Source organism: Microbacterium sp. MYb54 (assembly GCF_002979515.1).
GTDB lineage: Bacteria > Actinomycetota > Actinomycetes > Actinomycetales > Microbacteriaceae > Microbacterium.
Map to the genome: position 1 here is coordinate 126,465 of NZ_PCPA01000001.1, position 23,602 is coordinate 150,066.

Below are 23,602 nucleotides of genomic sequence, written 5' to 3' on the forward strand. Positions count from 1 at the left end.
TCCTCGGCGGATGTCGGGTGGCTTTCTACTGGTGGCCAGCGCAGGCGAGATTCGCGGGAGTGCCCGCGCGCCCGAACCCTTCCGATCAGCTCCTTTGAACACGCTCGCGCGTCACATGGATTCGCGAGTCTAAACAAAGAAGGAGAGACCTCTTGGAAGGTCCTGAAATCACCGCCACCGAGGCCGTTCTCGACAACGGCCGCTTCGGCACCCGCACCATCCGCTTCGAGACCGGCCGCCTCGCGCAGCAGGCTCAGGGCGCAGTCGCCGCGTACCTCGACGGCGAGACCATGCTCCTCTCGGCCACCAGCGCAGGCAAGCACCCGCGCGAGGGCTTCGACTTCTTCCCGCTGACGGTCGACGTCGAGGAGCGCTCCTACGCTGCCGGCAAGATCCCCGGCTCGTTCTTCCGTCGTGAGGGCCGCCCCTCCACCGAGGCGATCCTCGTCTGCCGTCTGATCGACCGTCCGCTGCGTCCGTCGTTCGTCGACGGCCTGCGCAACGAGGTCCAGATCGTCATCACGGTCCTCTCGATCGCTCCGGGCGAGTTCTACGACGCTCTCGCGATCAACGCCGCGTCCGCGTCGACCCAGATCTCGGGTCTGCCGTTCTCGGGCCCCGTCGCCGGTGTGCGCCTCGCGTTCATCCCGGGTCACGGCGAGCACGCCGACCAGTGGGTCGCGTTCCCCACGGCCGAGCAGGTCGCAGAGGCCGTGTTCGACCTGATCGTCGCCGGTCGCGTCGTCACGAAGGCCGATGGCACGGAAGACGTCGCGATCATGATGGTCGAGGCCGAGGCCACCGAGGGAAGCTGGAACCTGATCAAGGCCGGCGCCACCAAGCCGAACGAGGAGATCGTGGCCCAGGGCCTCGAGGCCTCGAAGCCGTTCATCGCCCAGCTCGTCAAGGCTCAGGCCGAGCTCGCAGCGACGTCGTCGAAGGAGCCGGGTGTGTACCCGGTCTTCCTGCCGTACTCGGAAGAGGTCTACAGCTTCGTCTCCGAGCGCGCGTTCGCCGAGCTCAGCGATGTCTACCAGATCGCCGACAAGGTCGAGCGTCAGACCGCTGACGATGCGATCAAGGACCGTGTCAAGGCGGAGCTCATCGAGGCCACCGAGGCGGGTTCGCTCCCGGCCGCGGCTCCGCTCGAGTTCTCCGCCGCGTACAAGTCCGTCACGAAGAGGATCGTCCGCGGACGCATCCTCACCGAGGGCGCTCGTATCGACGGTCGTGGCCTTGCGGACATCCGTCCGCTCGACGCCGAGGTGCAGGTCATCCCGCGCGTGCACGGTTCCGCGATCTTCCAGCGCGGCGAGACTCAGATCCTGGGTATCACCACGCTGAACATGCTCAAGATGGAGCAGCAGATCGACTCGCTGTCGCCCACGACGAGCAAGCGCTACATGCACCACTACAACTTCCCGCCCTACTCGACCGGTGAGACCGGCCGTGTCGGTTCGCCGAAGCGTCGCGAGATCGGGCACGGCTTCCTCGCCGAGCGCGCGCTCGTGCCGGTGCTGCCGAGCCGCGAGGAGTTCCCGTACGCGATCCGTCAGGTCTCCGAGGCGCTGAGCTCCAACGGCTCCACGTCGATGGGCTCCGTCTGCGCGTCGACCCTGTCGCTGCTGAACGCGGGTGTGCCGCTGCGCGCTCCCGTCGCCGGTATCGCGATGGGACTCGTGTCCGATGAGGTCAACGGTGAGACCCGCTACGCGGCGCTCACCGACATCCTCGGTGCAGAAGATGCACTGGGCGACATGGACTTCAAGGTCGCCGGAACCGGTGAGTTCATCACCGCCATCCAGCTCGACACGAAGCTCGACGGCATCCCGACCTCGGTTCTCGCCGGTGCGCTCACCCAGGCCCGCGATGCTCGTCTGACGATCCTCAACGTGCTGAACGCCGCGATCGACGCTCCTGACGAGATGGCGCCGACCGCGCCTCGCGTCATCAGCGTGCAGATCCCGGTCGACAAGATCGGCGAGCTGATCGGCCCGAAGGGCAAGACGATCAACGCGATCCAGGACGAGACCGGTGCACAGATCTCCATCGAGGAGGACGGCACCGTCTACATCGGCGCGACCGACGGCCCTTCGGCTGAGGCCGCCCGTGCCCAGGTCAACGCGATCGCCAACCCCACCAACCCGGAGGTCGGGGAGCAGTTCCTCGGCACCGTCGTGAAGATCGCCACCTTCGGTGCGTTCGTCTCGCTGCTTCCGGGCAAGGACGGCCTGCTGCACGTCACCGAGGTGCGCAAGCTCGCCGGTGGCAAGCGTGTCGAGAACGTCGACGACGTTCTCTCGGTCGGCCAGAAGATCCTCGTGAAGATCACGAAGATCGACGACCGCGGCAAGCTGTCCCTCGAGCCTGTGCTCGATGACGCGGCTGCCGCTGACGCAGCTCCCGCAGAAGACGCTGCGGCCGAGTAAGCGCGACGCTCCAACCGAACCCGGGTCCGTCCGCACAGGGCGGGCCCGGGTTCTGTCGTCTTCGATGTGACCGAATCGTTATCGGACGTTTCCGCGCCGTTCCCTGGAATGGTCGGGAGGTTCTCAGATGTCGCTTACCCTCGAAGTACGCACCGGGGGGTGCAAGATCCAGCAGGTACGCAGGTCGGTACGCACCGACCGACGCGGGGGTGAGAGAGTATGCGGTTGTTCAGCGTAGGCGCAGGGGCGTCCGCAGAACGCGCCCAGCACGAGGGTGCGGAGCATCCGTCCGCGCCGATTCCGATCGTCGGGCCCGGCATAGGAGAAACCATCCGCGTCTCGCTCGGCGAGACCGGATTCGAGACATTCCCGCTGATGCTGGGTGCCGCGGAGTTCGGCTGGAACGTCGACCTCGAGACGAGTCACGGCATCCTCGATCGCTACGTGGAGTTCGGCGGCAACGCGATCCACACGGCCGACGGATTCTCCGGCGGGCGCAGCGAGCACATCATCGGACAGTGGCTACGTTCCCGCGGTCGTCGCGATCGAGCGCTTCTGAGCGTCCGCATCGGAGCTCATGCCGACAATCCGGGCCTCGGCTCGGTCAACCTCGTCCGTGCCGTGGAGGGCTCGTTGACGAGGCTCGGCGTCGACCGCATCGATGTCCTGTACCTCGACGCCACCCTCGACGCGACCACGAATCTCGAAGACACGCTGGCGACTGTAGAATGGCTCACCGACGCCGGCAAGATCGGCGCCCTGGGAGCATTCGGTTTCGCGCCGGAGCGTCTCGTCGAGGCGCGGATCCTCGCCGCGGCCGGTTATCCGCGCATCCAGGTGATCGACGCGCCGTACAACCTCATCAGGCGCCAGCCCTTCGAAGGTGACCTTCGTCTCGTGGCCGGTGCGCAGCACTTGGCGGTCACGCCGTCGCACGCGCTCGAGCACGGGTTCCTGTCCGGTCGCCACCGCAACAAGGCGCTCACATCCCGCGGCGTTCGTGGCGAGCAGTTGCGCGGCCACCTGAACAGGCGCGGCATCAAGATCCTTCGTGCACTCGATCAGGTTGCTGAAGAGCTCGCGGTTCCCGTGGCCGCCGTATCCGTGGCCTGGCTGCTCGCTCAGCGCACGGTCGCAGCGCCCATCGTGAACACTTTCGCAACCGATCATGTCGACGAGCTCATGCAGGGCGCGGGCGTCTCGCTCTCGCGAAGCCAAGTCGCTGAGCTGACCCGGGCAGGCAACTGAGCATCCTTCCACCTGTGACATAGGGTGGAAGGGAGGCCCGGCGGATGCTGGCGATGAAGCGAGCGAGTTGTGACGCACTACATATATCTGGTCAGACATGGTGAACATCAGGATGCAGAGCACGGTCTCGCCGACGGACCCCTCTCGCCGCGAGGACAGCGTCAGGCCGAGCTGATCGCCGACCGGCTCTCCGGGCTCCCGCTCGACGCCGTCTGGCATTCGCCGTTGCTGCGTGCCAACGAGACGGCCCGCGCGATCGCTGCACGCCTGCCGTCCGTCGACCCCGAGCCGACCGCGCTCCTCTTCGACTGCGTGCCCACCGGGATGACAGAGGAGACTCCCGCGGTGTTCGAGCCGTTCTTCGGTTCGGTGACCGAGGCCGAGATCGAAGCAGGACGCGCGCAGATGTCTGACGCCGTCAACGAGTTCCTCGTGCGCAAGACCGGCGACGTGCACGAGGTGCTGATCACGCACAACTTCGTGATCTCCTGGTTCGTCCGCGAGGTGCTCGCTGCTCCGGAATGGCGGTGGATGACCCTGAACCAGTCGCACTGCGGGCTGACGGTCATCGCTCAGAAGCAGGGGCGTCCGTGGACGCTCCTCACCCACAATGACACCGGTCACCTTCCGGTGGAGCTGCGTACCGGAATCCCCGACGCGCTTCTGGTCTGAGTCACTCCCAGAAGTCGGTGAGTGCCACCGCCGCGGCTCGACCTTGGCGGAAGCCCGCTTGAGCGGCAGGCACGCGCGTCGACGGATCCATCACGTTCTCACCGAATGCGCCGCGTGATTCGTCGTCCGGAAAGATGGTCCGCACACTGCTGCCCTGCGAGCGCAGACGGTCGATCTGAGCGGACAGATGGGTGCCCCACGTGACGGGCATCCTCGACGCCCCTCCGAAGGGTGCCAATATGAGGACCTTCGTGTATCCGAGCGCGAGGTCGGCATTCTCGGCATTGGCGCGGTAGCCACCGTCGATGTACCGTGACGCACCGACGTCGTAGGCGAAACCGCTGGCGCAACTGGCGGCCACGGCGTCAACGAGAGCGACACCGCTGAACCGGTCGAACACGACGGGCTCACCGGTTGACGCATCGACCGCGGTGAGGAGTATCCGCTGCTCCGGCCACTCGGGGCGTGGCAGCCGCGCCGCGACGGTCTCCCGCCATCGCTGACCGGCGCCTGCCGACGTGGTGGCCAGCTCGATCGCCGCCGCCCCCATCCTGCGGCGCATATCCTCGACGTCTCGTGAGGCGTCGATGATTCGTTGAGTCCGCTCCAGATGAGCTGCGGCCGAACCGCTCTGGCCGCGCGCCGTCGCACGTCCGCTCGGGGTCGCGTGTGGACTCACAGCGCTGGAGATGACGTCGTCGAACAACTGAGCCGGTGAAGTACCGGTGATCTGGGCCGCTGCGGTCGCTCCGGCAGACGTGCCGACGATCAGATCGGCGGCGTTCGCGTCGAGTCCGGCATCCGCGAGGCCGGCGACCACGCCGATCAGCCAGGCGTTGCCCGCTGAGCCGCCTCCGCCGAGGACGAGCGCGCGCTGTGTCGTGTTTCCCTCATTCGTGGAAGAGGAGGGAGAGAAGGTGTTGTTCATGGGAGTGCCTTTCGCGAATGCGTGGCGGGGCTCCCGATCTCGACTACCGGCGTCGCGCGAGAGTGTGAAGAGAGGGAGCACCCATCAGGGATACTGCGTTCATGGGACTCACCTCCAGACGATGGATCGCGACCTCGGAACGGTATCACGTCGCATGACGTCGAGGATCGAGGGAGGTTCCGGACTACGTCAGGCCCGCGCGCCCCGGGCCAGACCCGGCTGCCCGCGAAATAGACTGGACGCATGACTACGCAGGTAGCACTCGTCGGCGGAACCGGGAAGCTCGGCACGATCATCGGTGCGGTGATCGATGAGCTCGAGGGGTTCGAGGTGACCCGTGTGCTGACCTCGTCAAGCGACCTCTCCGAACTTCAAGGCGCAGATCTCGTGGTCGATGCTTCGACCCCTCAGGTGAGCATCGAGGTCGTCCGCGCCGCCGTGGAGCGTGGCATCAATGTGCTGGTCGCGACGTCGGGGTGGTCAGCGGAGCGGATCGCCCTGGTGCGTCCTCTCGTCGAAGCAGCGGGTACCGGAGCGGTCTTCATCCCCAACTTCTCGCTCGGCTCTGTTCTCGGCTCTGCGCTGGCGGCGGCGGCGGCACCGTTCTTCGGCTCCGCCGAGATCGTCGAAGCACACCGCGAGACGAAGATCGACTCTCCCAGTGGTACGGCGGTTCGCACCGCGGAGCTGATCGCGGCGGCCCGTGCGGAGCAGGGACCGGTCAGCGCACCGCACGCGGATCAGCGCGCCCGAGGCCAGCAGGTCGGCAGCGTTCCGATCCACTCGCTGCGTCGTCCCGGGGTCGTTGCCAAGCAGGAGGTCATCCTCTCGGGACCCGGCGAGTCGCTCACGTTCACGCACGACACGACCGACTCGGCGCTCGCCTATGCGCCGGGCATCCGGCTCTCCGTGCCGTTCGCATTGAAGGCCACCGGCGTGGTCGTCGGCCTCGAGCACATGATCGACATCGGCATCCGGTCGTGATGTCGCGTATCGGCGTCGGCCTGATGGCCGCGGCTCTGCTCGTCTATCTCGCCGTCGCGATCTGGCTCGCGGTGATGTTCATCTCGGTCGGCTCGCCCATCTCCATCGGTATGGGGATCACCCTCGTCGTGCTCGCTCCGATCGGGGCCTGGGCACTGGTACGGGAGATGATGTTCGGCTTCGGAGCGGATCGTCTCGGACGCCTGCTCGATGCGGAGGGCGGGATGCCCCCGGTCGAGACGGAGCTGACGCCGAGCGGACGCATCGCTCGCGCTGATGCGGATGCACTCATCGCGCGGTACACGGCTGAAGCTGAATCAGCGGGCGATGACTGGCGCGCGCGCTATCGATTGGGCGTCGTCCAAGACGCCGCCGGACGCCGCAAAGACGCCAGGGCCAGCATCCGCGAGGCCATCAGCCTCTCGCGCCGCTGACCCTGACAGGAGTGTTCAGGCGAGGGTCGCCTCGAGGGTGATCTCGATACCGGCGAGCGCCTGCGAGACCGGGCAACCGGTCTTGGCGCCGTTCGCGATCTCCTGGAACGCCTCGGGCGTCAGGTTCGGGATGGTCGCGTTGACGTTGAGGTGACTGCCGGTGATGCCGACGCCGGGCTTGAAAGTGACCGATGCCGTCGTGTTCACACGTTCCGGCGGGGTCCCGTTCTCGGCGAGCGCGTGCGAGAGAGCCATGCTGAAGCAGGATGCGTGCGCAGCTGCGATGAGCTCTTCCGGCGTGGTCGTCGTGTCGCTGCCCTCGCTGCGAGCCTTCCAGTTGATCGGGAAGGTGCCGAGTTTCGACGACGAGAACGCGACGGTGCCGGATCCCTCCATGAGCGATCCGGTCCAGGTGCTGGCGGCTTCGCTGGTGACGGGCATGATTCCTCCGGTTCTCGCTCTGCGGGTGCAGCGGCGACTCCCGGCCAGCCTAGCGAGCGCCCGCAGGTGGGGGAACAGTGCTCAGGACACGGTGGCCTCACGACCGACGACGCCGGCGCGCTGCAGCAGGAGGTAGAGCTGGCAGCCCAGGCAGAACGCGAAAGCGGCGTTGAGGAACGCGGCGATGAACGCGGCAGCCGTGGCGATCGGGAGTGCCCACGGCACGCCCAGGAGGTGCAGCACGAGTCCGATGCCGACGACGAACAGCCCGACGCCCTGGGAGAACCGTGGCGGACGGGGGTCCTCGAGCTCCGACGGCGGTGCGAGGCGCGGGCGCACGAGCGTGCGGAAGGCCACGGCCCAGGGAGCTGTCCGCGGTGCGGCGACGCCCCACAGGAACAGGAGAGCGATGACGACCGTGAGCAGGAAGCCCGGGTCGAGGGCCCGCTGACCGACAGAAGCCGATGAGATCGCCCACCCGGTGGGCGTGAAGGAGGCATCCGCCAGAGGTTGATAGGCGAACCAGCCGAAGGTGGCGGTGCCGGCCCGCTCGGTCGAGATGCCGGTCAGCGCCAGGAATGTCGCCACCAGCAGCAGGACTGCCGTGATGGTGGCCGCGAAGCGGGGGCCGCGCGGATCGATGCCTGCGGGAGTGCTCATGCGTGCTCCAGATCTCGCGCCTCAGATGGCGGCGATGGCTTCGGTGAGGGCGTGCCGGTGTGGAACGCCGTGGAATCGGGCGCGGACGGCTCCCGCCCCGTCGACGACGAAGGTCGTCGGAGTCTGCAGCACCTTGTAGCGCGTCGAGAGATCAGGACGGTGAGTGAGATCCACCTCCACGTGTCGGAGCCCGTCGTGGTCCGCCGCATAGTCGCCGAGCAAGCGCCTCACCTGCGGGCACCGCGCGCACATCTCGGTGCTGAACTGCACCAGGGTCGCATGCGAACCGAGTTCTGTGGCGGCATCCAGTGGATCGAACCGGAGTGTTCCGCCGGAGCGTCGGCGTCCATCGCGGCGGCGCAGCACGACGCCGACGACCGTGGCGAGCGCGAGGAGCGCTGCGGCGATCCCGAGGGCGAGCACGGGTGACATGGGTCGAGAGTACGTCGCCCGACGGGGCGTGCGGGCCGATGTTTCCGACCATGACGAACCTGTCCGTGCGGGAGGGGCATCGCCCCTGGCGCGGGTGGGGAAGGTATCGTGGCTGTCATGAGCGCAGCCGTCCCGACTCCTTATGAAGACCTGCTCCGTGACGTGCTGGAGACCGGCACGCACAAGTCCGATCGCACCGGGACCGGCACGACGAGTGTCTTCGGGCGCCAGATCCGCTTCGACCTGTCGAAGGGATTCCCGCTCATCACCACGAAGCGCGTGCACTTCAAGTCGATCGCGTACGAGCTCCTCTGGTTCCTGCAGGGCGACTCCAACGTGGGCTGGCTTCGCGAGAACGGCGTGACGATCTGGGACGAGTGGGCAGACGAGTCCGGCGATCTCGGCCCCGTCTACGGGGTGCAGTGGCGGTCGTGGCCGAAGCCGGATGGCGGGAGCATCGACCAGCTGTCCGAGGTGATCGAGCAGATCCGGCGCTCGCCCGACTCCCGACGGCTCATCGTCTCGGCCTGGAATCCGGCCGATATCCCCGACATGGCCCTCGCCCCTTGTCATGCCCTGTTCCAGTTCTACGTCGCCGACGGCAAGCTCTCCTGCCAGCTTTACCAGCGAAGCGCCGACATGTTCCTCGGGGTGCCGTTCAACATCGCCTCGTATGCGCTGCTCACGATGATGATCGCCCAACAGGTCGGTCTCGAGCCCGGAGACTTCGTCTGGACGGGCGGCGACTGCCACGTGTACGACAATCACGTCGAGCAGGTGCGTGAGCAGCTCAGCCGCGAGCCGTACGAGTACCCGACGCTGCGTTTCGCACGGAAGCCGGAATCGATCCTCGACTACCGCTACGAGGACTTCGTCGTGGAGAACTATCAGCATCACGCGCCGATCAGGGCGGCGGTGGCGGTATGACCTGGGTCGGGTTGATCTGGGCCGAGGCGGACGGTGGCGTGATCGGTGCCGAGGGCGGGATGCCCTGGCACGTGCCGGAAGACCTGGCTCATTTCAAAGAGGTCACCCTCGGCGCTCCCGTCGTGATGGGGCGCAAGACCTGGGACTCCCTCCCGGAGCGCTTCCGGCCGCTCGCCGGCCGCGACAACATCGTCGTGACCCGACAGCAGGACTGGTCCGAGGAGGGCGCGCGCCGAGCGGCCACCGTCGCCGAAGCCGTGCGCGGACTCGAGAGGGTCTGGATCATCGGCGGTGCGGAGATCTTCCGACAGGTGATCGGGGATGCTGATCGGCTCGAGGTCACCGAGCTCGATCTCGAAGTCGCCGGCGATGCCTACGCTCCGGCCAAGACCGGATGGCGCCTCGTCGACGAGGGGGAGTGGCATACCTCGCGCACCGGCATCCGCTACCGCTTCCTCGGATACGAGCGCTGATGCCCACCGCACTCATCACCGGAGCCAGCGCCGGACTGGGCGCCGAATTCGCCCGCCAGCTCGCGCGTCGTCGCGCCGATCTCGTCCTGGTTTCGCGCTCCGAGGATGCGCTCGAGACTCTGGGCGCGGAGCTGCGAAGTGAGTACGGCGTCGCGGTCGAGATCATCTCCGCCGATCTGGCGGTGGAAGCCGGAGTCGAGAAGGTCGCCGAGCGACTGCGCGACAAGGCGGACCCCATCGATCTCCTGGTGAACAACGCCGGGTTCGGGCTTCCCCTGCAGTTCGCCGACAACGACATCGACGACGAGGTGCGTCACCTGCGCCTGCACGTAGAAGCTTCGATGCGTCTCATGCACGCGGCCCTGCAGTCCATGCGCGGACGCGGAGGACGCATCATCAACGTGGCGTCCGTCGCCGGCTTCATCTCGAGGTCGACATACTCCGCCTGCAAGGCCTGGCTCATCGGCTTCAGCCGCTGGGCGAATGCGGAGTATGCCAGGGACGGCGTTTCCGTGACGGCGTTGTGCCCCGGATTCACGCATACGTCGTTCCACGAGCGCATGGGGCTCACCGTCGGCGAGGAGGGCGTGCCAGGGATCATGTGGCTGAATGCGCGCGATGTCGTGCGTACCGGTCTGCGTGACGCCGCTCGCGGCAGGTCAGTCTCCGTTCCGTCGTTGCGGTACAAGGTGATCGTGGCTCTGACGCGCGTCTTGCCGAGCTCGCTCACCTCCGGCGTCGCGCGTCGCGGCCGCGTCTGATCCTCGGGCTCAGCGGAACCTGCCGAGAAGGATTGCGGCTTTTGCGATCGCGGCGATGGTCTCTCCGTCGGTGATGGTGCCTTGGGCGATCATCGCCAGCACCTCGTCGAACGGGACCCAGGAGACGGCTTGGATGCCCTCTTCCGCCTGAGTCTCGGCAGCATCCTCGTCGGTCACGGCCGCCCGGAGATCCCGGGCGAGGAAGACGTATTCGATCGCCTCGGCCACGCCGTTCAGAGCGCTCATGCTGCCGAGGGAGGTCCAGTCGCCCGCCTCGAACCCGGTCTCCTCGCGGAGCTCCCGCTGCGCAGCCTGCAGCGGATCCTCACCATCGCTGCCGCCGGCGGGAATCTCGGTGGAGACCCCGACGGTGTAACGGTCGATCGTGACGAGGCATATCCGGTCCTCGTCGTCGAGCGCGACGATGAACACTGCGGGATGCCGCATCGCGACCACGCCGTAGATGCCATCACCCCCACCGGGACCTGTGACACGGTCTTCACGCACGCTGATCCAGGCGTTCTCGTACTTCGTCTCTGATCCTCGCGTCACCCATGCCATGTGTCGAGCGTAGGGGCCGGGCGGATTGGAACCGCGGGATCGGCCCCACGAGCGCAGGCCTCATCCGCGTCACCGCGTCAGCATGAGCGGCATTCGAACCGATACGCTGGGTGCATGACGCACTCGGGCAACCCTTTCGGACAGGTTCTCGTCGCGCTCGTCACTCCGATGACGGCCGACGGTGAAGTCGATTGGCCCGCCGTCGAGAAGCACATCGATGACGTGATCACCGCAGGCGCGGACGGCATCGTCGTGACGGGAACGACTGGCGAGACCTCAACGCTGACCGACCCCGAGAAGCTCAAGCTCGTCGAGGTCGGCAAGTCCGTCTCCGCCGGCCGCGCCAAGATCATCACCGGCGGTGGCTCCAACGAGACCGCCCACGCGATCGAGCTGTACAAGGCCAGCGAGAAGGCCGGCGCCGACGGCATCATGATCGTCACGCCGTACTACAACAAGCCGACGCAGGCCGGCATCCTCACGCACTTCCGTCTGGTCGCAGATGCGACCGACCTGCCGGTGATCCTCTACGACATCCCCGGCCGCACCGGTGTGCCGATCAAGTACGAGACGATCCTGCGCCTTGCGAAGCACCCGAACATCCTCGCCGTGAAGGACGCCAAGGGGGACTTCTCCGAGGTGAGCCGCGTGCTCAATCAGACCGACCTGATGTACTTCTCCGGCGACGACGCGAACGTGCTGCCGCACCTCGCGATCGGAGCCACCGGACTCATCGGTGTCACGGCGAACGTCGCTGCTGCGCCCTACCGCACGATCATCGACGCCGTGAACGCGGGCGACCTCGCCACGGCGACCGCTGAACACAAGCGCCTCGAGCCACTCGTGCGTGCGGTGATGACGCATGTCCCCGGCACCGTTGCAGCGAAGTACATCCTGCACGGGCTCGGCCGCATCTCGAGCCCGCGTGTGCGTCTTCCCCTGGTCGGCCCCGAGGAATGGGAGGCCGCGCTGATCGAAGATGAGCTCGACCTCGTCCAGAACGTCCCCGGCGCCGACTTCTCGAACTTCCGACCCGACCGCAATGCGGCTGCGGGCGGTGCCCTGCCGAAGGTGCACGGCACGACGCGCTGAGTCGCGTCCCCATGAACGAACGGACGCGTGGAGTGTCCGACTGAGGAGACAGCATGTCCATTCCCCTGGCAGAACCGTCCGCTCTCGACCAAGGAACGCTGCGGGTCATCCCGATCGGCGGCCTCGGCGAGATCGGTCGCAACATGACGATGTTCGAGTACGACGGCAAGATCCTGATCGTCGACTGCGGCGTGCTCTTCCCCGAAGAGCACCAGCCCGGCGTCGATCTGATCCTCCCCGACTTCGAGCCGATCCGCGATCGTCTCGACGACATCGTCGGCGTTGTGCTCACGCACGGCCACGAAGACCACATCGGGGCGGTCCCGTACCTGCTGCGTCTGAAGAGCGACATCCCACTGATCGGCTCCGGGCTCACCCTGGCGTTGGTCGAAGCGAAACTCAAGGAGCACCGCATCAAGGCCTTCACCCTGACGGTGAAGGAGGGGCAGCAGGAGAAGGTCGGTCCCTTCGACCTCGAATTCGTCGCGGTTAACCACTCGATCCCGGATGCGCTGGCCGTCGCCATCCGCACCCCAGCCGGCATGGTGCTCGCGACGGGCGACTTCAAGATGGACCAGCTGCCGCTGGACGGCCGCATCACCGACCTGCGGGCGTTCGCCCGCCTCGGTGAAGAGGGTGTCGACCTGTTCCTCGTCGACTCGACCAACGCCGACGTTCCCGGCTTCACGCCGACTGAGCGCTCCATCGGGCCGGTCCTCGACCAAGTGATCGCCAAGGCGCCGCGTCGCGTCATCGTCGCGAGCTTCTCCAGCCACGTCCACCGCGTGCAGCAGGTCATCGACGCCGCGTATGCCAACGGACGCCGCGTCGCGTTCCTCGGTCGCAGCATGGTGCGCAACATGACCATCGCCGAGCAGCTCGGCTACCTGAAGGTGCCGGACGGGGTCCTCATCGACTTCAAGAAGGCCCGCGATCTCCCCGACGAGCAGATCGTCTACATGTCGACCGGATCGCAGGGCGAGCCGATGGCCGTGCTCAGCCGCATGGCGAACATGGACCACGCCATCGAGGTGAGCGAGGGGGACACGGTCATCCTCGCCTCCAGCCTCATCCCGGGCAACGAGAACGCGGTGTACCGCGTGATCGACGGTCTGACGAAGCTCGGCGCGCACGTCGTGCACAAGGCGAACGCGAAGGTGCACGTCTCCGGCCATGCCGCCGCCGGCGAGCTGATCTACTGCTACAACATCCTGAAGCCGAAGAACGTGCTCCCGGTGCACGGCGAGTACCGTCACCTCATCGCGAACGCGAAGCTCGCGCAGGAGACCGGTGTCCCCGAGTCGAACACGATCATCGCCTCCAACGGCACCGTGATCGACCTCAAGGGCGGCGTCGCCAATGTCGTCGGACAGCTGGATCTCGGTTTCGTCTACGTCGACGGGTCCACGGTCGGGGAGATCACCGACGCGGACCTCAAGGATCGACGCATCCTCGCAGAAGAGGGCTTCATCTCGGTGATCGTCGTGGTCGATGCAGCGACCGGCCGGATCATCTCCGGCCCCGAGATCCACGCACGCGGCGTCGCGGAGGACGATTCGGTCTTCGACGACGTCGCACCGAAGATCGTGGCCGCCCTCAAGGAAGCGGCGGGCAACGGAGTGCGAGACACCCATTCGCTCTCCCAGGTCGTGCGGCGCACGATCGGTCGCTGGGTGAACCAGCGTCTGCGTCGCCGTCCGATGATCGTCCCTCTCGTCATCGAGGCGTGACGGCAGGGCGACCTCCGCTCGTTCACGGCTGTCCGTCATCCCGACGTAACACCCGCGTCCTATGCTCGCGTCATGTACAGGGGATTCTCCCTTCGCAGGGCGGCGCAGACGGATGCGATGTTCCTCGGCGACATGCTCGTCGAGGCGGCAAACTGGCGTGCCGGGGGCGTACGCCCGCGCCATGAGGTGCTGACGTCCGTCGATCATCGACGCTACCTCGCGGGGTGGAAGCGTTCGTCCGATGACGGGCTGGTGGCGACGGGTGAGGATGATCTACCGGTCGGCGCCGCGTGGTATCGGGTTCTCCCGCAGGATGATCCGGGGTTCGGCTTCATCGGGGTCGCGGTTCCCGAGCTCATCATCGGCGTGCATCCGCTCTGGCGGGCGCGTGGGGTCGGACGATCGCTGTTGCGTGGCGTCGTGCGGCTCGCTGGCGCGCAGGGCCACGCACGCATCAGCTTGAGCGTCGAACGAGACAACTTCGCCCGCAACCTGTATCGCGCCGAGGGATTCGCCGTCGTGGGGGAGGGCGCGACCCGCGACACGATGGTGCGGCGCACTACGTAGTCGAACAGTCTCGGATCCGCAGAAAGCCGCGTCATTACGCGGAGATGTCGGCTGTTGGTCGTAACGTGAGAGCATGGCCAGGAGTACCACGAAGACAGAGCGCGCGTCGACCAGCGCACCGTCGCGCCCGAAGCGGCAGACGGCTCCCAAGGCCCAGCCCGCTCCCAAGAAGTACATCGACGAGGCCGACAAGCCTCCAGTGGCCGTCCGTGCCTGGGTCGGGCTGGCGCACGGCGTCGGCGGACTCTTCCGCGCCTTCGGACCTGAGACCCTCGAGAAGGACGACCGCCGCGACGGTTTCCCGTTCTTCCTCGTGCTGCTCGCCGTGCTCGGCGCGGTGAACGAGTGGTTCTTCATCGGCAACGAGGTCGCGGCCAACATCAGCGCGTACTCGGTCGGTCTCTTCGTCGGTCGTGTGGCCTTCATCATGCCGGTACTGCTTCTGCTGCTCGCCGGCTGGCTGTTCCGCCACCCCTCTTCCGTCCATGACAACGGACGCATCGGCATCGGCTTCGGCATGTTCGTGCTCGCGCTCGCGGGTATCTTCCATGTCGCCGGCCCGCGTCCGCATCCGAATCAGGGGATGCCCGCGCTCAGCGAATCCGGCGGACTGCTCGGTTGGCTGGTCGGGCAACCTCTCACCTATCTGACCGACATCCCCGCGTACATCGTGCTGTCGCTCCTGATGGTGCTGAGCCTCCTGATCCTCACGAAGACCCCGCCGAATCGCATCGGCGCGCGTCTCGGGGATCTGTACGCGTGGATGTTCGACGCGGAGCGCACTGAGAAGCCAGCGAAGGACACTGCCGCGATCGACGAGGCCGACAAGGTCGACGACCCCGACGTCCTGCCGTGGTGGCGGCGCAACAGGACCGGTCGTGAAGAAGATCCCGATGAGGGCACCCTCGGGTCCGACGACATCACTGCGCTGCTCACGACATCCGACCCGACGCCCGCCTACGATCAGGCCGTCGTCGTCGAGAACCCCTACGACGCGGCCACCGAAGTGTTGTCAGAAGTTCGCTCGGTCGCCGATTCGCTCGCAGAGCAGCAGACCACCGCGCTCCTCGATGACACTTCCGACACCGGCGAGGTGCCGGAGCTTCCCGGTCTCGACGGTTTCGGCACCGAGGGCCCGGGCGACCGTGGGCCGCAAGCTCCCGTGACGCCGTACATCCTGCCCTCTCCCGGCATCCTGGTCGAGGGCCCCGCTCCGGTCCTGCGTTCCGAGGCGACAGACAAGGTGATCGAGCAGATCACGAGCGTCCTTTCCCAGTTCAAGGTCGACGCGAAGGTCACCGGTTTCTCTCGCGGCCCGACGGTGACCCAGTACGAGGTCGAGGTCGGACACGGCGTCAAGGTCGAGAAGATCCTGCAGCTGAGCAACAACTTCGCCTACGCCGTGGCGTCGAACGACGTGCGCATCCTCTCGCCGATCCCCGGCAAGAGCGCCATCGGTATCGAGATCCCCAACGCCGACAAAGAGATGGTCGCTCTCGGCGACGTGCTGCGGTCGCCCGCGGCGCAGAAGAGCACGCACCCGATGACGATCGGCGTCGGCAAGGATGTCGGCGGCAACATCGTGATCGCGAACCTCGCCAAGATGCCTCACCTGCTCGTGGCGGGTTCCACAGGCTCCGGTAAGTCGAGCTTCGTGAACTCGATGATCACGAGCCTGCTGATGCGGGCTCGTCCCGCTGATGTGCGGATGGTCCTGATCGACCCGAAGCGCGTCGAGCTCACCAGCTACGCCGGCGTCCCGCACCTGATCACGCCCATCATCACGAACCCGAAGAAGGCGGCCGAAGCGCTGCAGTGGGTCGTGAAGGAGATGGACATGCGGTACGACGACCTCGCCTCTTTCGGGTTCCGCCACATCGACGACTTCAACCGTGCGGTGCGTGCCGGCGAGGTCGAACTGCCCGTGGGCAGCGAGCGGGTGCTCAAGCCCTACCCGTACCTTCTGGTCGTGGTCGATGAGCTGGCCGACCTGATGATGGTCGCCCCTCGTGATGTCGAGGATTCGATCGTTCGCATCACGCAGCTGGCGCGAGCGTCCGGCATCCACCTCGTGCTCGCGACGCAACGTCCGAGCGTCGACGTGGTCACCGGTCTCATCAAGGCCAACGTCCCCTCTCGACTCGCCTTCGCCGTCACGAGCGTCACCGACAGCCGGGTCATCCTCGACAGCCCCGGCGCCGACAAGCTCATCGGTCAGGGTGATGCGCTGTTCTCGCCGATGGGCTCGTCGAAGCCGTTCCGTCTGCAGGGAGCGTGGGTCGACGAGAAGGAGATCGACGCGGTCGTCAAGCACGTCACCCGCCAGGCACGACCGGACTATCGTCCCGATGTGCAGGAGGCGATGGAGCCGACCAAGAAGAAAGAGGTCGACGAGGACATCGGCGACGATCTCGAGCTGCTGCTCGCCGCCGCAGAGCTCATCGTGTCTTCCCAGTTCGGTTCGACATCGATGCTCCAGCGCAAGCTGCGCGTCGGCTTCGCGAAGGCCGGCCGCCTCATGGACCTGTTGGAATCCCGCGAGATCGTCGGGCCGTCCGAGGGCTCCAAGGCCCGAGACGTGTTGGCCACGGCGGAACAGCTTCCTCAGGTGATGGCGAAACTGCGCGGAGACGATGCTCCGGCGGCTTCGGCTCCGGTGGCGCCTCCGGTCCCGCCGATGCCGCAGACGCATGACCCGATCGCCGCTCAGTACGAGGGACTCCCCGAGGTGGAAGCTGAGGGCGACGAAGACGCCTGGGGCCTGACGGGGCGCGACTGATGGCGATTCCTCGGCAACTGCCCAACGCCATCACCGTCGCGCGTATCCCGCTCGCGGTCATCTTCTTCGTCCTGCTTCTGCTCGGCGGAACCTACGGCCTTCCTGAGCCGGCGCTCCGCTGGACAGCGGCGATCCTCTTCATCGTCGGGATCTCCACGGACTGGGTCGACGGCTATCTCGCCCGTAAATACGACATCGTCAGCGACTTCGGCAAACTCTGGGATCCGATCGCCGACAAGCTGCTCACCGGGGCCGGGTTCGTCGGACTTGCCATCCTCGGTGAGGTCGATTGGTGGATCGTCGCGATCATCCTGGTGCGCGAGTGGGGGATCACGATCCATCGGCTCATGGTCGCCAGCGAGCACGTCGTCGCCGCAGCGTGGATGGGCAAGATCAAGACCGCGTTCCAAGGAGTAGCACTCGGCTGGGCGTTGCTTCCCCTCCACTACCTCATCGGACTCGATGCCTGGACGTTGATCACCTTCGTCCTGATTCTCATCGTCTTGGTGCTCACGGTGGCGAGCGGGATCGACTACATCGTGGCCCAGGTGCGAGGATCCCGGCGAAAGCAGTGAGCGCGGCGGCTGCAGCGGTCTTATCCGCGTTGGGTCGAAGGGGATGGACTCTGGGTGTCGCCGAGTCCCTCACCGGAGGGGCGCTGTGCGCAGAACTCGTCTCGGTTGCCGGCGCGTCTGCCGTGCTGCGTGGGGGAGTGGTCGCGTACGCGACACCGGTCAAGACGACGGTTCTCGGCGTCGATGCCGATCTCCTCGCCGAGCATGGTCCCGTGCATCCGCAGGTCGCCGTGCAGATGGCCGACGGTGTGCGGCAAGTGCTGAGCGTCGGCGGAAAGGCAGCCGAGGTCGGCATCTCGACAACGGGTATCGCCGGCCCGGATTCTCCTGATGGACAGCCGGTGGGAACGGTGCACGTGGGGATCGTGACACCGGACACCTCGAGTGCCACGTCATTCCGTTTCCATGGTGATCGTGCCTCGATTCAGGAACAGACGGTGGCTGCGGCGCTCGACGCATTGCTCAAGATGCTCGCGGAATAGTGACGGCGGCGCGCTGGTTATTGAAGATGTGCTCACATTCAAACCACAGAGTGCAAGGGTAGATTTTGAAGAGGTCAGGAGTAATAGACTGGCTGTCTCATCGGGGGTAACCTCGAACGATCACATGGGGAGGAGGTTCCGATGATTCTTGTACGACAGGAAATCGGCGATGTGCTGAGGGACTTCCGCCTGCAGAAGGGGCGCACGCTCCGGCAGGTCGCAAGCAAGGCTTCGGTTGCGCTCGGCTACCTCAGCGAGGTCGAACGCGGGCAGAAAGAAGCGTCGAGCGAGATCCTCGCATCAGTCGCAGACGCTCTCGACGTTCCCATCTCGACGATCATGCGCGAGGTCGGAGACCGTATCTCCGTACTCGAGGGCATCCAGGTCTTCCCTGATGTCGTCCCTGACGACCTCGTGGCGTCGATCGAGCCCCAGCTCTCGCTGCACTGATCCGCGGCGAGGTGACCGATGCGTCGTAGCGAGTTTCTCCGCGCCGTCGACACCGAATTCGACGCGAGGGCGTCGTCGTTGGTGAATGACCTCGGGCTCACGGCCCTTCACGGGCGTACCGCGGTCGAAGCGTTGGCTGATGGTACGCCGCCGCGGCAGATCTGGCTCGCCTTGTGCGCCGAGATGGACGTGCCGGACAGTCGACGGCATGGCGTCGGTCGGCAGGAGCCTCGCGGGCGCTGATCGTCCCCGGGCGATGTCCGGAGCGTACGGGACACGCTTGTCGATATTCGGCGTGTCGTCGAAGATCTGTTCGAAACCGGCGTAATCTTCTGCACAAGTGGTTCAGGGATTCTGTTCTCCACGATGGATGCGTTCGCCAAGTCGATGTCGGTGGTCTCTCCTACGGTGGAAAACAAGCCGAAGAGCCATTACGCCTTGTCGGAGAGTTCCTCCCAACCGGGAGAGCCGCGACAGCCTACAGGCGGCACCACGCGCGCAGAAGGAGCAGACCATGCCATCACCCGCCGACCGCGAGAAGTCCCTCGAGACCGCACTCGCTCAGATCGACCGCCAGTTCGGAAAGGGCTCGGTCATGCGGCTGGGCAGCGATGAGCGCGCCCCCGTGGCCGTCATTCCCACCGGCTCCATCGCCCTCGACGTCGCTCTCGGCGTCGGAGGTCTCCCGCGTGGTCGAATCGTCGAGATCTACGGCCCGGAGTCCTCGGGTAAGACCACGCTGACCCTGCATGCGATCGCGAATGCGCAGCGCGGCGGTGGTATCGCGGCGTTCATCGATGCTGAGCACGCGCTCGACCCCGACTACGCGGCGAAGCTCGGTGTCGATATCGATGCGCTTCTGGTGTCGCAGCCCGACACCGGTGAGCAGGCGCTCGAGATCGCCGACATGCTCGTCCGATCCGGTGCCATCGACCTCATCGTCATCGACTCCGTCGCCGCGCTCGTGCCGCGTGCCGAGATCGAGGGCGAGATGGGCGATTCTCACGTGGGTCTGCAGGCTCGACTCATGTCGCAGGCGCTGCGAAAGCTCACCGGTGGCCTGAGCCAGACCAACACCACGATGATCTTCATCAACCAGCTTCGCGAGAAGATCGGCGTCTTCTTCGGCTCGCCTGAGACCACCGCCGGTGGAAAGGCACTGAAGTTCTATGCGTCCGTCCGTATGGACATCCGTCGTATCGAGACTCTGAAGGACGGTACCGATGCGGTCGGAAACCGCACCAGAGTGAAGGTCGTGAAGAACAAGATGGCTCCGCCCTTCAAGCAGGCCGAGTTCGACATCCTCTACGGCATCGGCATCTCTCGCGAAGGCAGCCTGATCGACTTCGGCGTCGAGCACGCGATCGTGAAGAAGTCCGGGTCGTGGTACACCTACGACGGCGATCAGCTGGGACAGGGCAAAGAGAACGCGCGGACGTTCCTGCTCAACAACCCCGATATCGCCTTGGCGATCGAGACGCAGATCAAGCAGAAGCTCGGCATCGGCGGCCCGGCCGCTGTGCCTGCCGCTGCAGACGAGCTCGCTGAGCGTCGTCCGGCCTGATGAACGACACTCGTGGGGGCGATCCTGATCGGATCGCCCCCATCATCCCCCTCTTCGGTGGCACGCCCAAAAGGGCGCAGGCTGCACCGGCCTTCGCAAGTGGCGAAGGCGATCAAGCCCCAAAGGACGTGCCGAGTAGCGCAGATGAGCGAGCGCTTTGGCGTTCGACCTGGGATGCACCGTCCGGCTCGAGAACAGCCGTCGAACCGATCGAGGCGGGCACTCCCAGCGGTAATCATCCGGCCCGGGGGGCTGCGTCCGCTTCGGGCTCGCGGGGATCACACCCTGCGAAGTCTGCTCCTCGTCTCCGAGCCCTCGGAAATGTGCAGAGCGACGAGAGCGGCGAGGAAGAGATCGCGACGCCGGACGAGATCCGCGTCGCGGCCGAAGAATCCCTCGTTCGCAAGTTGCGGACTCGGTCGTTGTCGATCTCGGAGGCTCGACAGGCCCTGAGAGGGAACGGGCTCGACGGCGGTGCGGTCGACGACGTGATCGACGACTTCTGCCGCCGCGGCTATCTCGACGATGCCGCCCTCGCCGGGGTTCTCGTGATCTCCGGCGTGCAGCGGAAGGGCCAGGGACGAGTCGCGCTGTCGCGTGCGCTTGCACAGCGAGGCATCCCGCGCGATGTCATCGACAGCGCACTCGATGAGCTGCCGGATGACGACGATGAGCGTGCGCTCGATTTCGCCCGCAACAAGGCCCGATCATTGAGTCGCCTCGACCATGACACGGCCCTGCGACGCCTGGTGGGTCAGCTTTCCAGGCGCGGGTACAACGGAGCGGTCTCGATGAAGGCGGCGAAGGCCGCGTTGCGGGAAGAGGCATCCGGGGGCCCGACCTCCGGAGTTCATTTCGTCGAATCGGACTGAGATCTCGGCGCAGCACCGGGCTAGGTAACGGCTCGTACAATGGATCCATCATGACTATCCCGCGCAGCGAACCGACGATCATCAGCGCATCGTCGGCAGCCGTCGACGAAGACGGACGACACCGATCGTACGAAGTGCGCACCTTCGGGTGCCAGATGAACGTGCACGACTCCGAACGGCTCTCCGGCTCGCTGGAGAGCGCCGGCTACGTGCGGGCGATCGACGGCGCAGAAGCCGATGTGGTGATCATCAACACCTGCGCGGTCCGAGACAATGCTGCCGGCAAGCTGTATGGCACGTTGGGGCATCTCGCATCGGTCAAGCGCCGCAAAGAAGGCATGCAGATCGCGGTCGGCGGCTGCCTGGCTCAGATGGACAAGCAGGCTGTCCTCGACAAGGCCCCCTGGGTCGACGTGGTGTTCGGTACCCACAACATGGGCTCGCTGCCGGGATTGCTGGAGCGTGCGCGGCACAACGGCGACGCCGAACTCGAGATCCTCGAATCGCTCGAAGTGTTCCCCTCTACGCTGCCGACCAAGCGTGACTCCGCACACAGCGGGTGGGTGTCGATCTCGGTGGGCTGCAACAACACCTGCACGTTCTGCATCGTGCCGAGCCTGCGGGGCAAGGAGAAAGACCGTCGTCCCGGCGACATCCTGAACGAGATCAGACTCCTGGTCGAAGACGGTGCGATCGAGGTCACCCTCCTCGGACAGAACGTGAACTCCTACGGAGTCGAGTTCGGCGACCGTCAGGCGTTCGGCAAGCTGCTGCGTGCTGCCGGCGAGATCGAGGGACTGGAGCGCATCCGGTTCACGAGCCCGCACCCCGCGGCCTTCACAGACGACGTGATCGACGCCATGGCCGAGACACCGAATGTGATGCCGCAGCTGCACATGCCGCTGCAGTCGGGGAGCGATCGCATCCTCAAGGCGATGCGACGTTCGTACCGCAGCGAGCGGTTCCTCGGCATCCTCGACCGTGTTCGTGCTCGCATCCCGAACGCCGCGATCACCACCGACATCATCGTCGGCTTCCCCGGAGAGACCGAGGAAGACTTCGAAGACACGATGCGAGTGGTGGAACAGGCCCGCTTCTCGAGCGCCTTCACGTTCCAGTACTCCATCCGCGAGGGAACCCCCGCTGCGACCATGCAGGACCAGGTCCCCAAGGAGATCGTCCAGGCGAGGTACAACCGTCTGCTCGCGCTCCAGGAGCGCATCTCCCTGGAGGAGAACCAACAGCAGGTCGGCCGTCGGATCGAAGTGCTCGTCTCGTCCGGCGAAGGCAAGAAGGACACCGCGACCCACCGGCTCACCGGGCGGGCCGAAGACAACAGGCTGGTGCACTTCGAAGTGACGCCGGGATCCGACCTCCCGCGCCCTGGCGATGTCGTCACCGTGACGGTCACACATGGGGCCCCGTTCCACCTGCTGGCCGACGACCCCACAGGCGCACCGCTCGAGATCCGTCGCACTCGCGGGGGAGACGCCTGGGACCGCTCGCAGTCGGAATCGTGCGCGGTTCCCACCCCCAGCAGCGACAGTGGGCCGAAGGCCGTCTCGCTCGGGCTGCCCACTCTGCGTGTCGGCGTGTGACCGGACCACGCCTGTGGGCGATCGTCGGGGCAACCGGCACCGGCAAGAGTGATCTCGCGATAGATCTGGCTGAACGGCTGCGGTCCCGCGGCAACCCGGCCGAGATCGTCAACGCCGACGCGATGCAGCTCTATCGCGGAATGGACGTCGGGACGGCGAAGGTCTCGATCTCGGAGCGCCGTGGCATCCCGCACCACCTCTTCGACGTCCTCCCAGTCGACGAGGACGCTGCGGTCGCGTGGTATCAGCCACGGGCTCGTGCCGCAGTGGAGGAGGTCCATCGTCGCGGCGGGGATGCGATCCTCGTGGGTGGTTCGGGTCTCTACGTCTCGAGCGTCGTGTATGACTTCAGGTTCCCTCCGCGCGACCCGGAGCTGCGCGAGCGACTCGAACGAGAACTCGAGACCGAAGGGCCCGCGCGACTGCTCGAAAGGCTGCGTGTGCTCGATCCCGAGGCCGCAGCCCGCGTCGATCCGCGCAACCCACGGCGCATCGTCCGCGCACTCGAAGTCCGGGAGCAGGGGAGCGCCACGCACGGTGCCGCGCTTCCTGATCAACCGATCCTGTGGCATCCGCGCACCCGACTGTTGGGCCTCCACGTCGACCGAGCCGCGCTTGTCGAGCGACTCGACGCCAGAGTCGAGCGGATGTGGGAGGGCGGACTCCTCGCCGAAGTCGCCGAGCTCCGAGGCCGAGGGCTCGAACACGGAGCGACTGCACCGCGGGCCATCGGCTACGCACAAGCGCTCGCACAGCTCGACGGGACTCTCACCGAGCGCGAGGCCATCGCTCAGACCCAGGCGCTCACCCGTCGCTACGCCCGCCGCCAGGTGTCGTGGTTCAAGCGGTATCCCGACTTGGAGTGGCGAGACGCCCCGGTGGACGCCGACGCACTGCTCCAATCCTGAACCGATCGGTGTCGGAGGCCCATGCAAGGCTGATC

General features: G+C 66.2%; 25 protein-coding genes. 20 read left to right on the top strand and 5 right to left on the bottom strand.

The features are described from left to right. Nucleotides 1–152: 152 nt before the first annotated feature. The 3 genes from CQ040_RS00590 (at nt 153) to CQ040_RS00600 (ending at nt 4,349) form a co-directional block, all read left to right on the top strand. The gene (locus tag CQ040_RS00590; protein ID WP_105525559.1) at nt 153–2,429 is read left to right on the top strand and encodes a polyribonucleotide nucleotidyltransferase; all 2,277 of its coding nucleotides are present in this window, start codon (nt 153–155) and stop codon (nt 2,427–2,429) included. Between the two features lie 219 nt (nt 2,430–2,648). Further along, nucleotides 2,649–3,677: an aldo/keto reductase gene (locus CQ040_RS00595; RefSeq protein ID WP_105525558.1), complete on the top strand. Its 1,029-nt coding sequence runs from the start codon at nt 2,649–2,651 to the stop codon at nt 3,675–3,677. A gap of 69 nt (nt 3,678–3,746) precedes the next feature. Further along, complete coding sequence (locus tag CQ040_RS00600) at nt 3,747–4,349, top strand: histidine phosphatase family protein (RefSeq protein ID WP_105525557.1); 603 nt, start codon at nt 3,747–3,749, stop codon at nt 4,347–4,349. A 1-nt stretch (nt 4,350) separates the two neighbouring features. Here the strand turns inward: CQ040_RS00600 and CQ040_RS00605 are convergent, their stop codons facing one another. Next, the gene (locus tag CQ040_RS00605; protein WP_105525556.1) at nt 4,351–5,277 is read right to left on the bottom strand and encodes a patatin-like phospholipase family protein; all 927 of its coding nucleotides are present in this window, start codon (nt 5,275–5,277) and stop codon (nt 4,351–4,353) included. A 243-nt stretch (nt 5,278–5,520) separates the two neighbouring features. Between CQ040_RS00605 and dapB the strand changes: the two genes are divergently transcribed. Continuing rightward, a complete protein-coding gene (gene dapB / locus CQ040_RS00610) occupies nt 5,521–6,261 on the top strand; it encodes a 4-hydroxy-tetrahydrodipicolinate reductase (protein ID WP_105525555.1) in 741 nt (246 codons plus the stop codon). Beyond that, nucleotides 6,261–6,695 carry a hypothetical protein gene (locus CQ040_RS00615; RefSeq protein ID WP_105525554.1) on the top strand — a complete coding sequence of 145 codons (435 nt, stop codon included), beginning with the start codon at nt 6,261–6,263 and terminating at the stop codon, nt 6,693–6,695. Before dapB ends, CQ040_RS00615 begins: the two co-directional genes overlap by 1 nt. Before the next feature lie 15 nt (nt 6,696–6,710). Here the strand turns inward: CQ040_RS00615 and CQ040_RS00620 are convergent, their stop codons facing one another. From CQ040_RS00620 to CQ040_RS00630, 3 genes are all read right to left on the bottom strand, one after another. After that, complete coding sequence (locus tag CQ040_RS00620) at nt 6,711–7,136, bottom strand: OsmC family peroxiredoxin (RefSeq protein ID WP_105525553.1); 426 nt, start codon at nt 7,134–7,136, stop codon at nt 6,711–6,713. A gap of 81 nt (nt 7,137–7,217) precedes the next feature. After that, nucleotides 7,218–7,796: a DUF4395 domain-containing protein gene (locus tag CQ040_RS00625; protein WP_105525552.1), complete on the bottom strand. Its 579-nt coding sequence runs from the start codon at nt 7,794–7,796 to the stop codon at nt 7,218–7,220. A 21-nt stretch (nt 7,797–7,817) separates the two neighbouring features. Then, nucleotides 7,818–8,228: a thioredoxin family protein gene (locus CQ040_RS00630; protein WP_105525551.1), complete on the bottom strand. Its 411-nt coding sequence runs from the start codon at nt 8,226–8,228 to the stop codon at nt 7,818–7,820. 117 nt (nt 8,229–8,345) lie between these two features. On the opposite strand from CQ040_RS00630, the gene CQ040_RS00635 reads away from it, so the two are divergent. The 3 genes from CQ040_RS00635 to CQ040_RS00645 are packed head-to-tail and all read left to right on the top strand — an operon-like array spanning nt 8,346 to nt 10,389. Further along, on the top strand, nt 8,346–9,155 hold the full coding sequence (locus tag CQ040_RS00635; protein WP_028502812.1) for a thymidylate synthase: 810 nt from the start codon (nt 8,346–8,348) through the stop codon (nt 9,153–9,155). Beyond that, the gene (locus tag CQ040_RS00640; RefSeq protein ID WP_105525550.1) at nt 9,152–9,628 is read left to right on the top strand and encodes a dihydrofolate reductase; all 477 of its coding nucleotides are present in this window, start codon (nt 9,152–9,154) and stop codon (nt 9,626–9,628) included. Before CQ040_RS00635 ends, CQ040_RS00640 begins: the two co-directional genes overlap by 4 nt. Next, nucleotides 9,628–10,389 (top strand): SDR family oxidoreductase, encoded by a 762-nt coding sequence (locus CQ040_RS00645; protein ID WP_105525549.1) that lies wholly within the window; start codon nt 9,628–9,630, stop codon nt 10,387–10,389. The genes CQ040_RS00640 and CQ040_RS00645 overlap by 1 nt, the downstream gene beginning before the upstream one ends. A gap of 9 nt (nt 10,390–10,398) precedes the next feature. Here CQ040_RS00645 and CQ040_RS00650 read toward each other — a convergent pair whose 3' ends face one another. Beyond that, nucleotides 10,399–10,950 carry an NUDIX domain-containing protein gene (locus CQ040_RS00650; RefSeq protein WP_105525548.1) on the bottom strand — a complete coding sequence of 184 codons (552 nt, stop codon included), beginning with the start codon at nt 10,948–10,950 and terminating at the stop codon, nt 10,399–10,401. A gap of 114 nt (nt 10,951–11,064) precedes the next feature. Here CQ040_RS00650 and dapA point away from each other — a divergent pair, with 114 nt between their 5' ends. The 12 genes from dapA to miaA all read left to right on the top strand — a co-directional run bounded on the left by dapA (nt 11,065) and on the right by miaA (nt 23,567). Further along, nucleotides 11,065–12,042: a 4-hydroxy-tetrahydrodipicolinate synthase gene (dapA, locus tag CQ040_RS00655; protein WP_029259018.1), complete on the top strand. Its 978-nt coding sequence runs from the start codon at nt 11,065–11,067 to the stop codon at nt 12,040–12,042. Between the two features lie 53 nt (nt 12,043–12,095). Further along, complete coding sequence (locus CQ040_RS00660) at nt 12,096–13,772, top strand: ribonuclease J (RefSeq protein ID WP_105525547.1); 1,677 nt, start codon at nt 12,096–12,098, stop codon at nt 13,770–13,772. A gap of 72 nt (nt 13,773–13,844) precedes the next feature. Further along, a complete protein-coding gene (locus tag CQ040_RS00665) occupies nt 13,845–14,339 on the top strand; it encodes a GNAT family N-acetyltransferase (RefSeq protein ID WP_105525546.1) in 495 nt (164 codons plus the stop codon). A 73-nt stretch (nt 14,340–14,412) separates the two neighbouring features. Continuing rightward, nucleotides 14,413–17,118: a DNA translocase FtsK gene (locus tag CQ040_RS00670; protein ID WP_105525545.1), complete on the top strand. Its 2,706-nt coding sequence runs from the start codon at nt 14,413–14,415 to the stop codon at nt 17,116–17,118. Beyond that, complete coding sequence (gene pgsA / locus CQ040_RS00675) at nt 17,118–17,693, top strand: CDP-diacylglycerol--glycerol-3-phosphate 3-phosphatidyltransferase (protein WP_105525544.1); 576 nt, start codon at nt 17,118–17,120, stop codon at nt 17,691–17,693. Before CQ040_RS00670 ends, pgsA begins: the two co-directional genes overlap by 1 nt. Next, nucleotides 17,690–18,175, top strand: coding sequence for a CinA family protein (locus CQ040_RS00680; RefSeq protein ID WP_105525543.1), 486 nt, complete (start codon nt 17,690–17,692; stop codon nt 18,173–18,175). Before pgsA ends, CQ040_RS00680 begins: the two co-directional genes overlap by 4 nt. A gap of 141 nt (nt 18,176–18,316) precedes the next feature. Beyond that, nucleotides 18,317–18,625 (top strand): helix-turn-helix domain-containing protein, encoded by a 309-nt coding sequence (locus CQ040_RS00685; RefSeq protein ID WP_017830901.1) that lies wholly within the window; start codon nt 18,317–18,319, stop codon nt 18,623–18,625. A gap of 18 nt (nt 18,626–18,643) precedes the next feature. Next, nucleotides 18,644–18,868 carry a DUF3046 domain-containing protein gene (locus CQ040_RS00690; protein ID WP_105525542.1) on the top strand — a complete coding sequence of 75 codons (225 nt, stop codon included), beginning with the start codon at nt 18,644–18,646 and terminating at the stop codon, nt 18,866–18,868. Between the two features lie 271 nt (nt 18,869–19,139). Further along, entirely contained in the window at nt 19,140–20,189 is a 1,050-nt protein-coding gene (recA, locus tag CQ040_RS00695; protein ID WP_105525541.1) for a recombinase RecA, read from the top strand. A gap of 323 nt (nt 20,190–20,512) precedes the next feature. Continuing rightward, on the top strand, nt 20,513–21,061 hold the full coding sequence (locus CQ040_RS20940; protein WP_258131206.1) for a regulatory protein RecX: 549 nt from the start codon (nt 20,513–20,515) through the stop codon (nt 21,059–21,061). Between the two features lie 50 nt (nt 21,062–21,111). After that, nucleotides 21,112–22,659, top strand: coding sequence for a tRNA (N6-isopentenyl adenosine(37)-C2)-methylthiotransferase MiaB (miaB, locus tag CQ040_RS00705; protein WP_105525539.1), 1,548 nt, complete (start codon nt 21,112–21,114; stop codon nt 22,657–22,659). Continuing rightward, the gene (miaA, locus tag CQ040_RS00710; protein ID WP_105525538.1) at nt 22,656–23,567 is read left to right on the top strand and encodes a tRNA (adenosine(37)-N6)-dimethylallyltransferase MiaA; all 912 of its coding nucleotides are present in this window, start codon (nt 22,656–22,658) and stop codon (nt 23,565–23,567) included. The genes miaB and miaA overlap by 4 nt, the downstream gene beginning before the upstream one ends. The last annotated feature ends 35 nt before the right edge of the window (nt 23,568–23,602 follow it).

Coding starts and splice junctions, on each gene's coding strand:
- CQ040_RS00595 (WP_105525558.1), top strand. CDS start 2,649: ATGCGGTTGTTCAGCGTAGGCGCAGGGGCGTCCGCAGAACGCGCCCAG.
- CQ040_RS00605 (WP_105525556.1), bottom strand. CDS start 5,277: ATGAACAACACCTTCTCTCCCTCCTCTTCCACGAATGAGGGAAACACG.
- dapB (WP_105525555.1), top strand. CDS start 5,521: ATGACTACGCAGGTAGCACTCGTCGGCGGAACCGGGAAGCTCGGCACG.
- CQ040_RS00615 (WP_105525554.1), top strand. CDS start 6,261: ATGTCGCGTATCGGCGTCGGCCTGATGGCCGCGGCTCTGCTCGTCTAT.
- CQ040_RS00620 (WP_105525553.1), bottom strand. CDS start 7,136: ATGCCCGTCACCAGCGAAGCCGCCAGCACCTGGACCGGATCGCTCATG.
- CQ040_RS00625 (WP_105525552.1), bottom strand. CDS start 7,796: ATGAGCACTCCCGCAGGCATCGATCCGCGCGGCCCCCGCTTCGCGGCC.
- CQ040_RS00630 (WP_105525551.1), bottom strand. CDS start 8,228: ATGTCACCCGTGCTCGCCCTCGGGATCGCCGCAGCGCTCCTCGCGCTC.
- CQ040_RS00635 (WP_028502812.1), top strand. CDS start 8,346: ATGAGCGCAGCCGTCCCGACTCCTTATGAAGACCTGCTCCGTGACGTG.
- CQ040_RS00640 (WP_105525550.1), top strand. CDS start 9,152: ATGACCTGGGTCGGGTTGATCTGGGCCGAGGCGGACGGTGGCGTGATC.
- CQ040_RS00645 (WP_105525549.1), top strand. CDS start 9,628: ATGCCCACCGCACTCATCACCGGAGCCAGCGCCGGACTGGGCGCCGAA.
- CQ040_RS00650 (WP_105525548.1), bottom strand. CDS start 10,950: ATGGCATGGGTGACGCGAGGATCAGAGACGAAGTACGAGAACGCCTGG.
- dapA (WP_029259018.1), top strand. CDS start 11,065: ATGACGCACTCGGGCAACCCTTTCGGACAGGTTCTCGTCGCGCTCGTC.
- CQ040_RS00660 (WP_105525547.1), top strand. CDS start 12,096: ATGTCCATTCCCCTGGCAGAACCGTCCGCTCTCGACCAAGGAACGCTG.
- CQ040_RS00665 (WP_105525546.1), top strand. CDS start 13,845: ATGTACAGGGGATTCTCCCTTCGCAGGGCGGCGCAGACGGATGCGATG.
- CQ040_RS00670 (WP_105525545.1), top strand. CDS start 14,413: ATGGCCAGGAGTACCACGAAGACAGAGCGCGCGTCGACCAGCGCACCG.
- pgsA (WP_105525544.1), top strand. CDS start 17,118: ATGGCGATTCCTCGGCAACTGCCCAACGCCATCACCGTCGCGCGTATC.
- CQ040_RS00685 (WP_017830901.1), top strand. CDS start 18,317: ATGATTCTTGTACGACAGGAAATCGGCGATGTGCTGAGGGACTTCCGC.
- CQ040_RS00690 (WP_105525542.1), top strand. CDS start 18,644: ATGCGTCGTAGCGAGTTTCTCCGCGCCGTCGACACCGAATTCGACGCG.
- recA (WP_105525541.1), top strand. CDS start 19,140: ATGCCATCACCCGCCGACCGCGAGAAGTCCCTCGAGACCGCACTCGCT.
- miaB (WP_105525539.1), top strand. CDS start 21,112: ATGACTATCCCGCGCAGCGAACCGACGATCATCAGCGCATCGTCGGCA.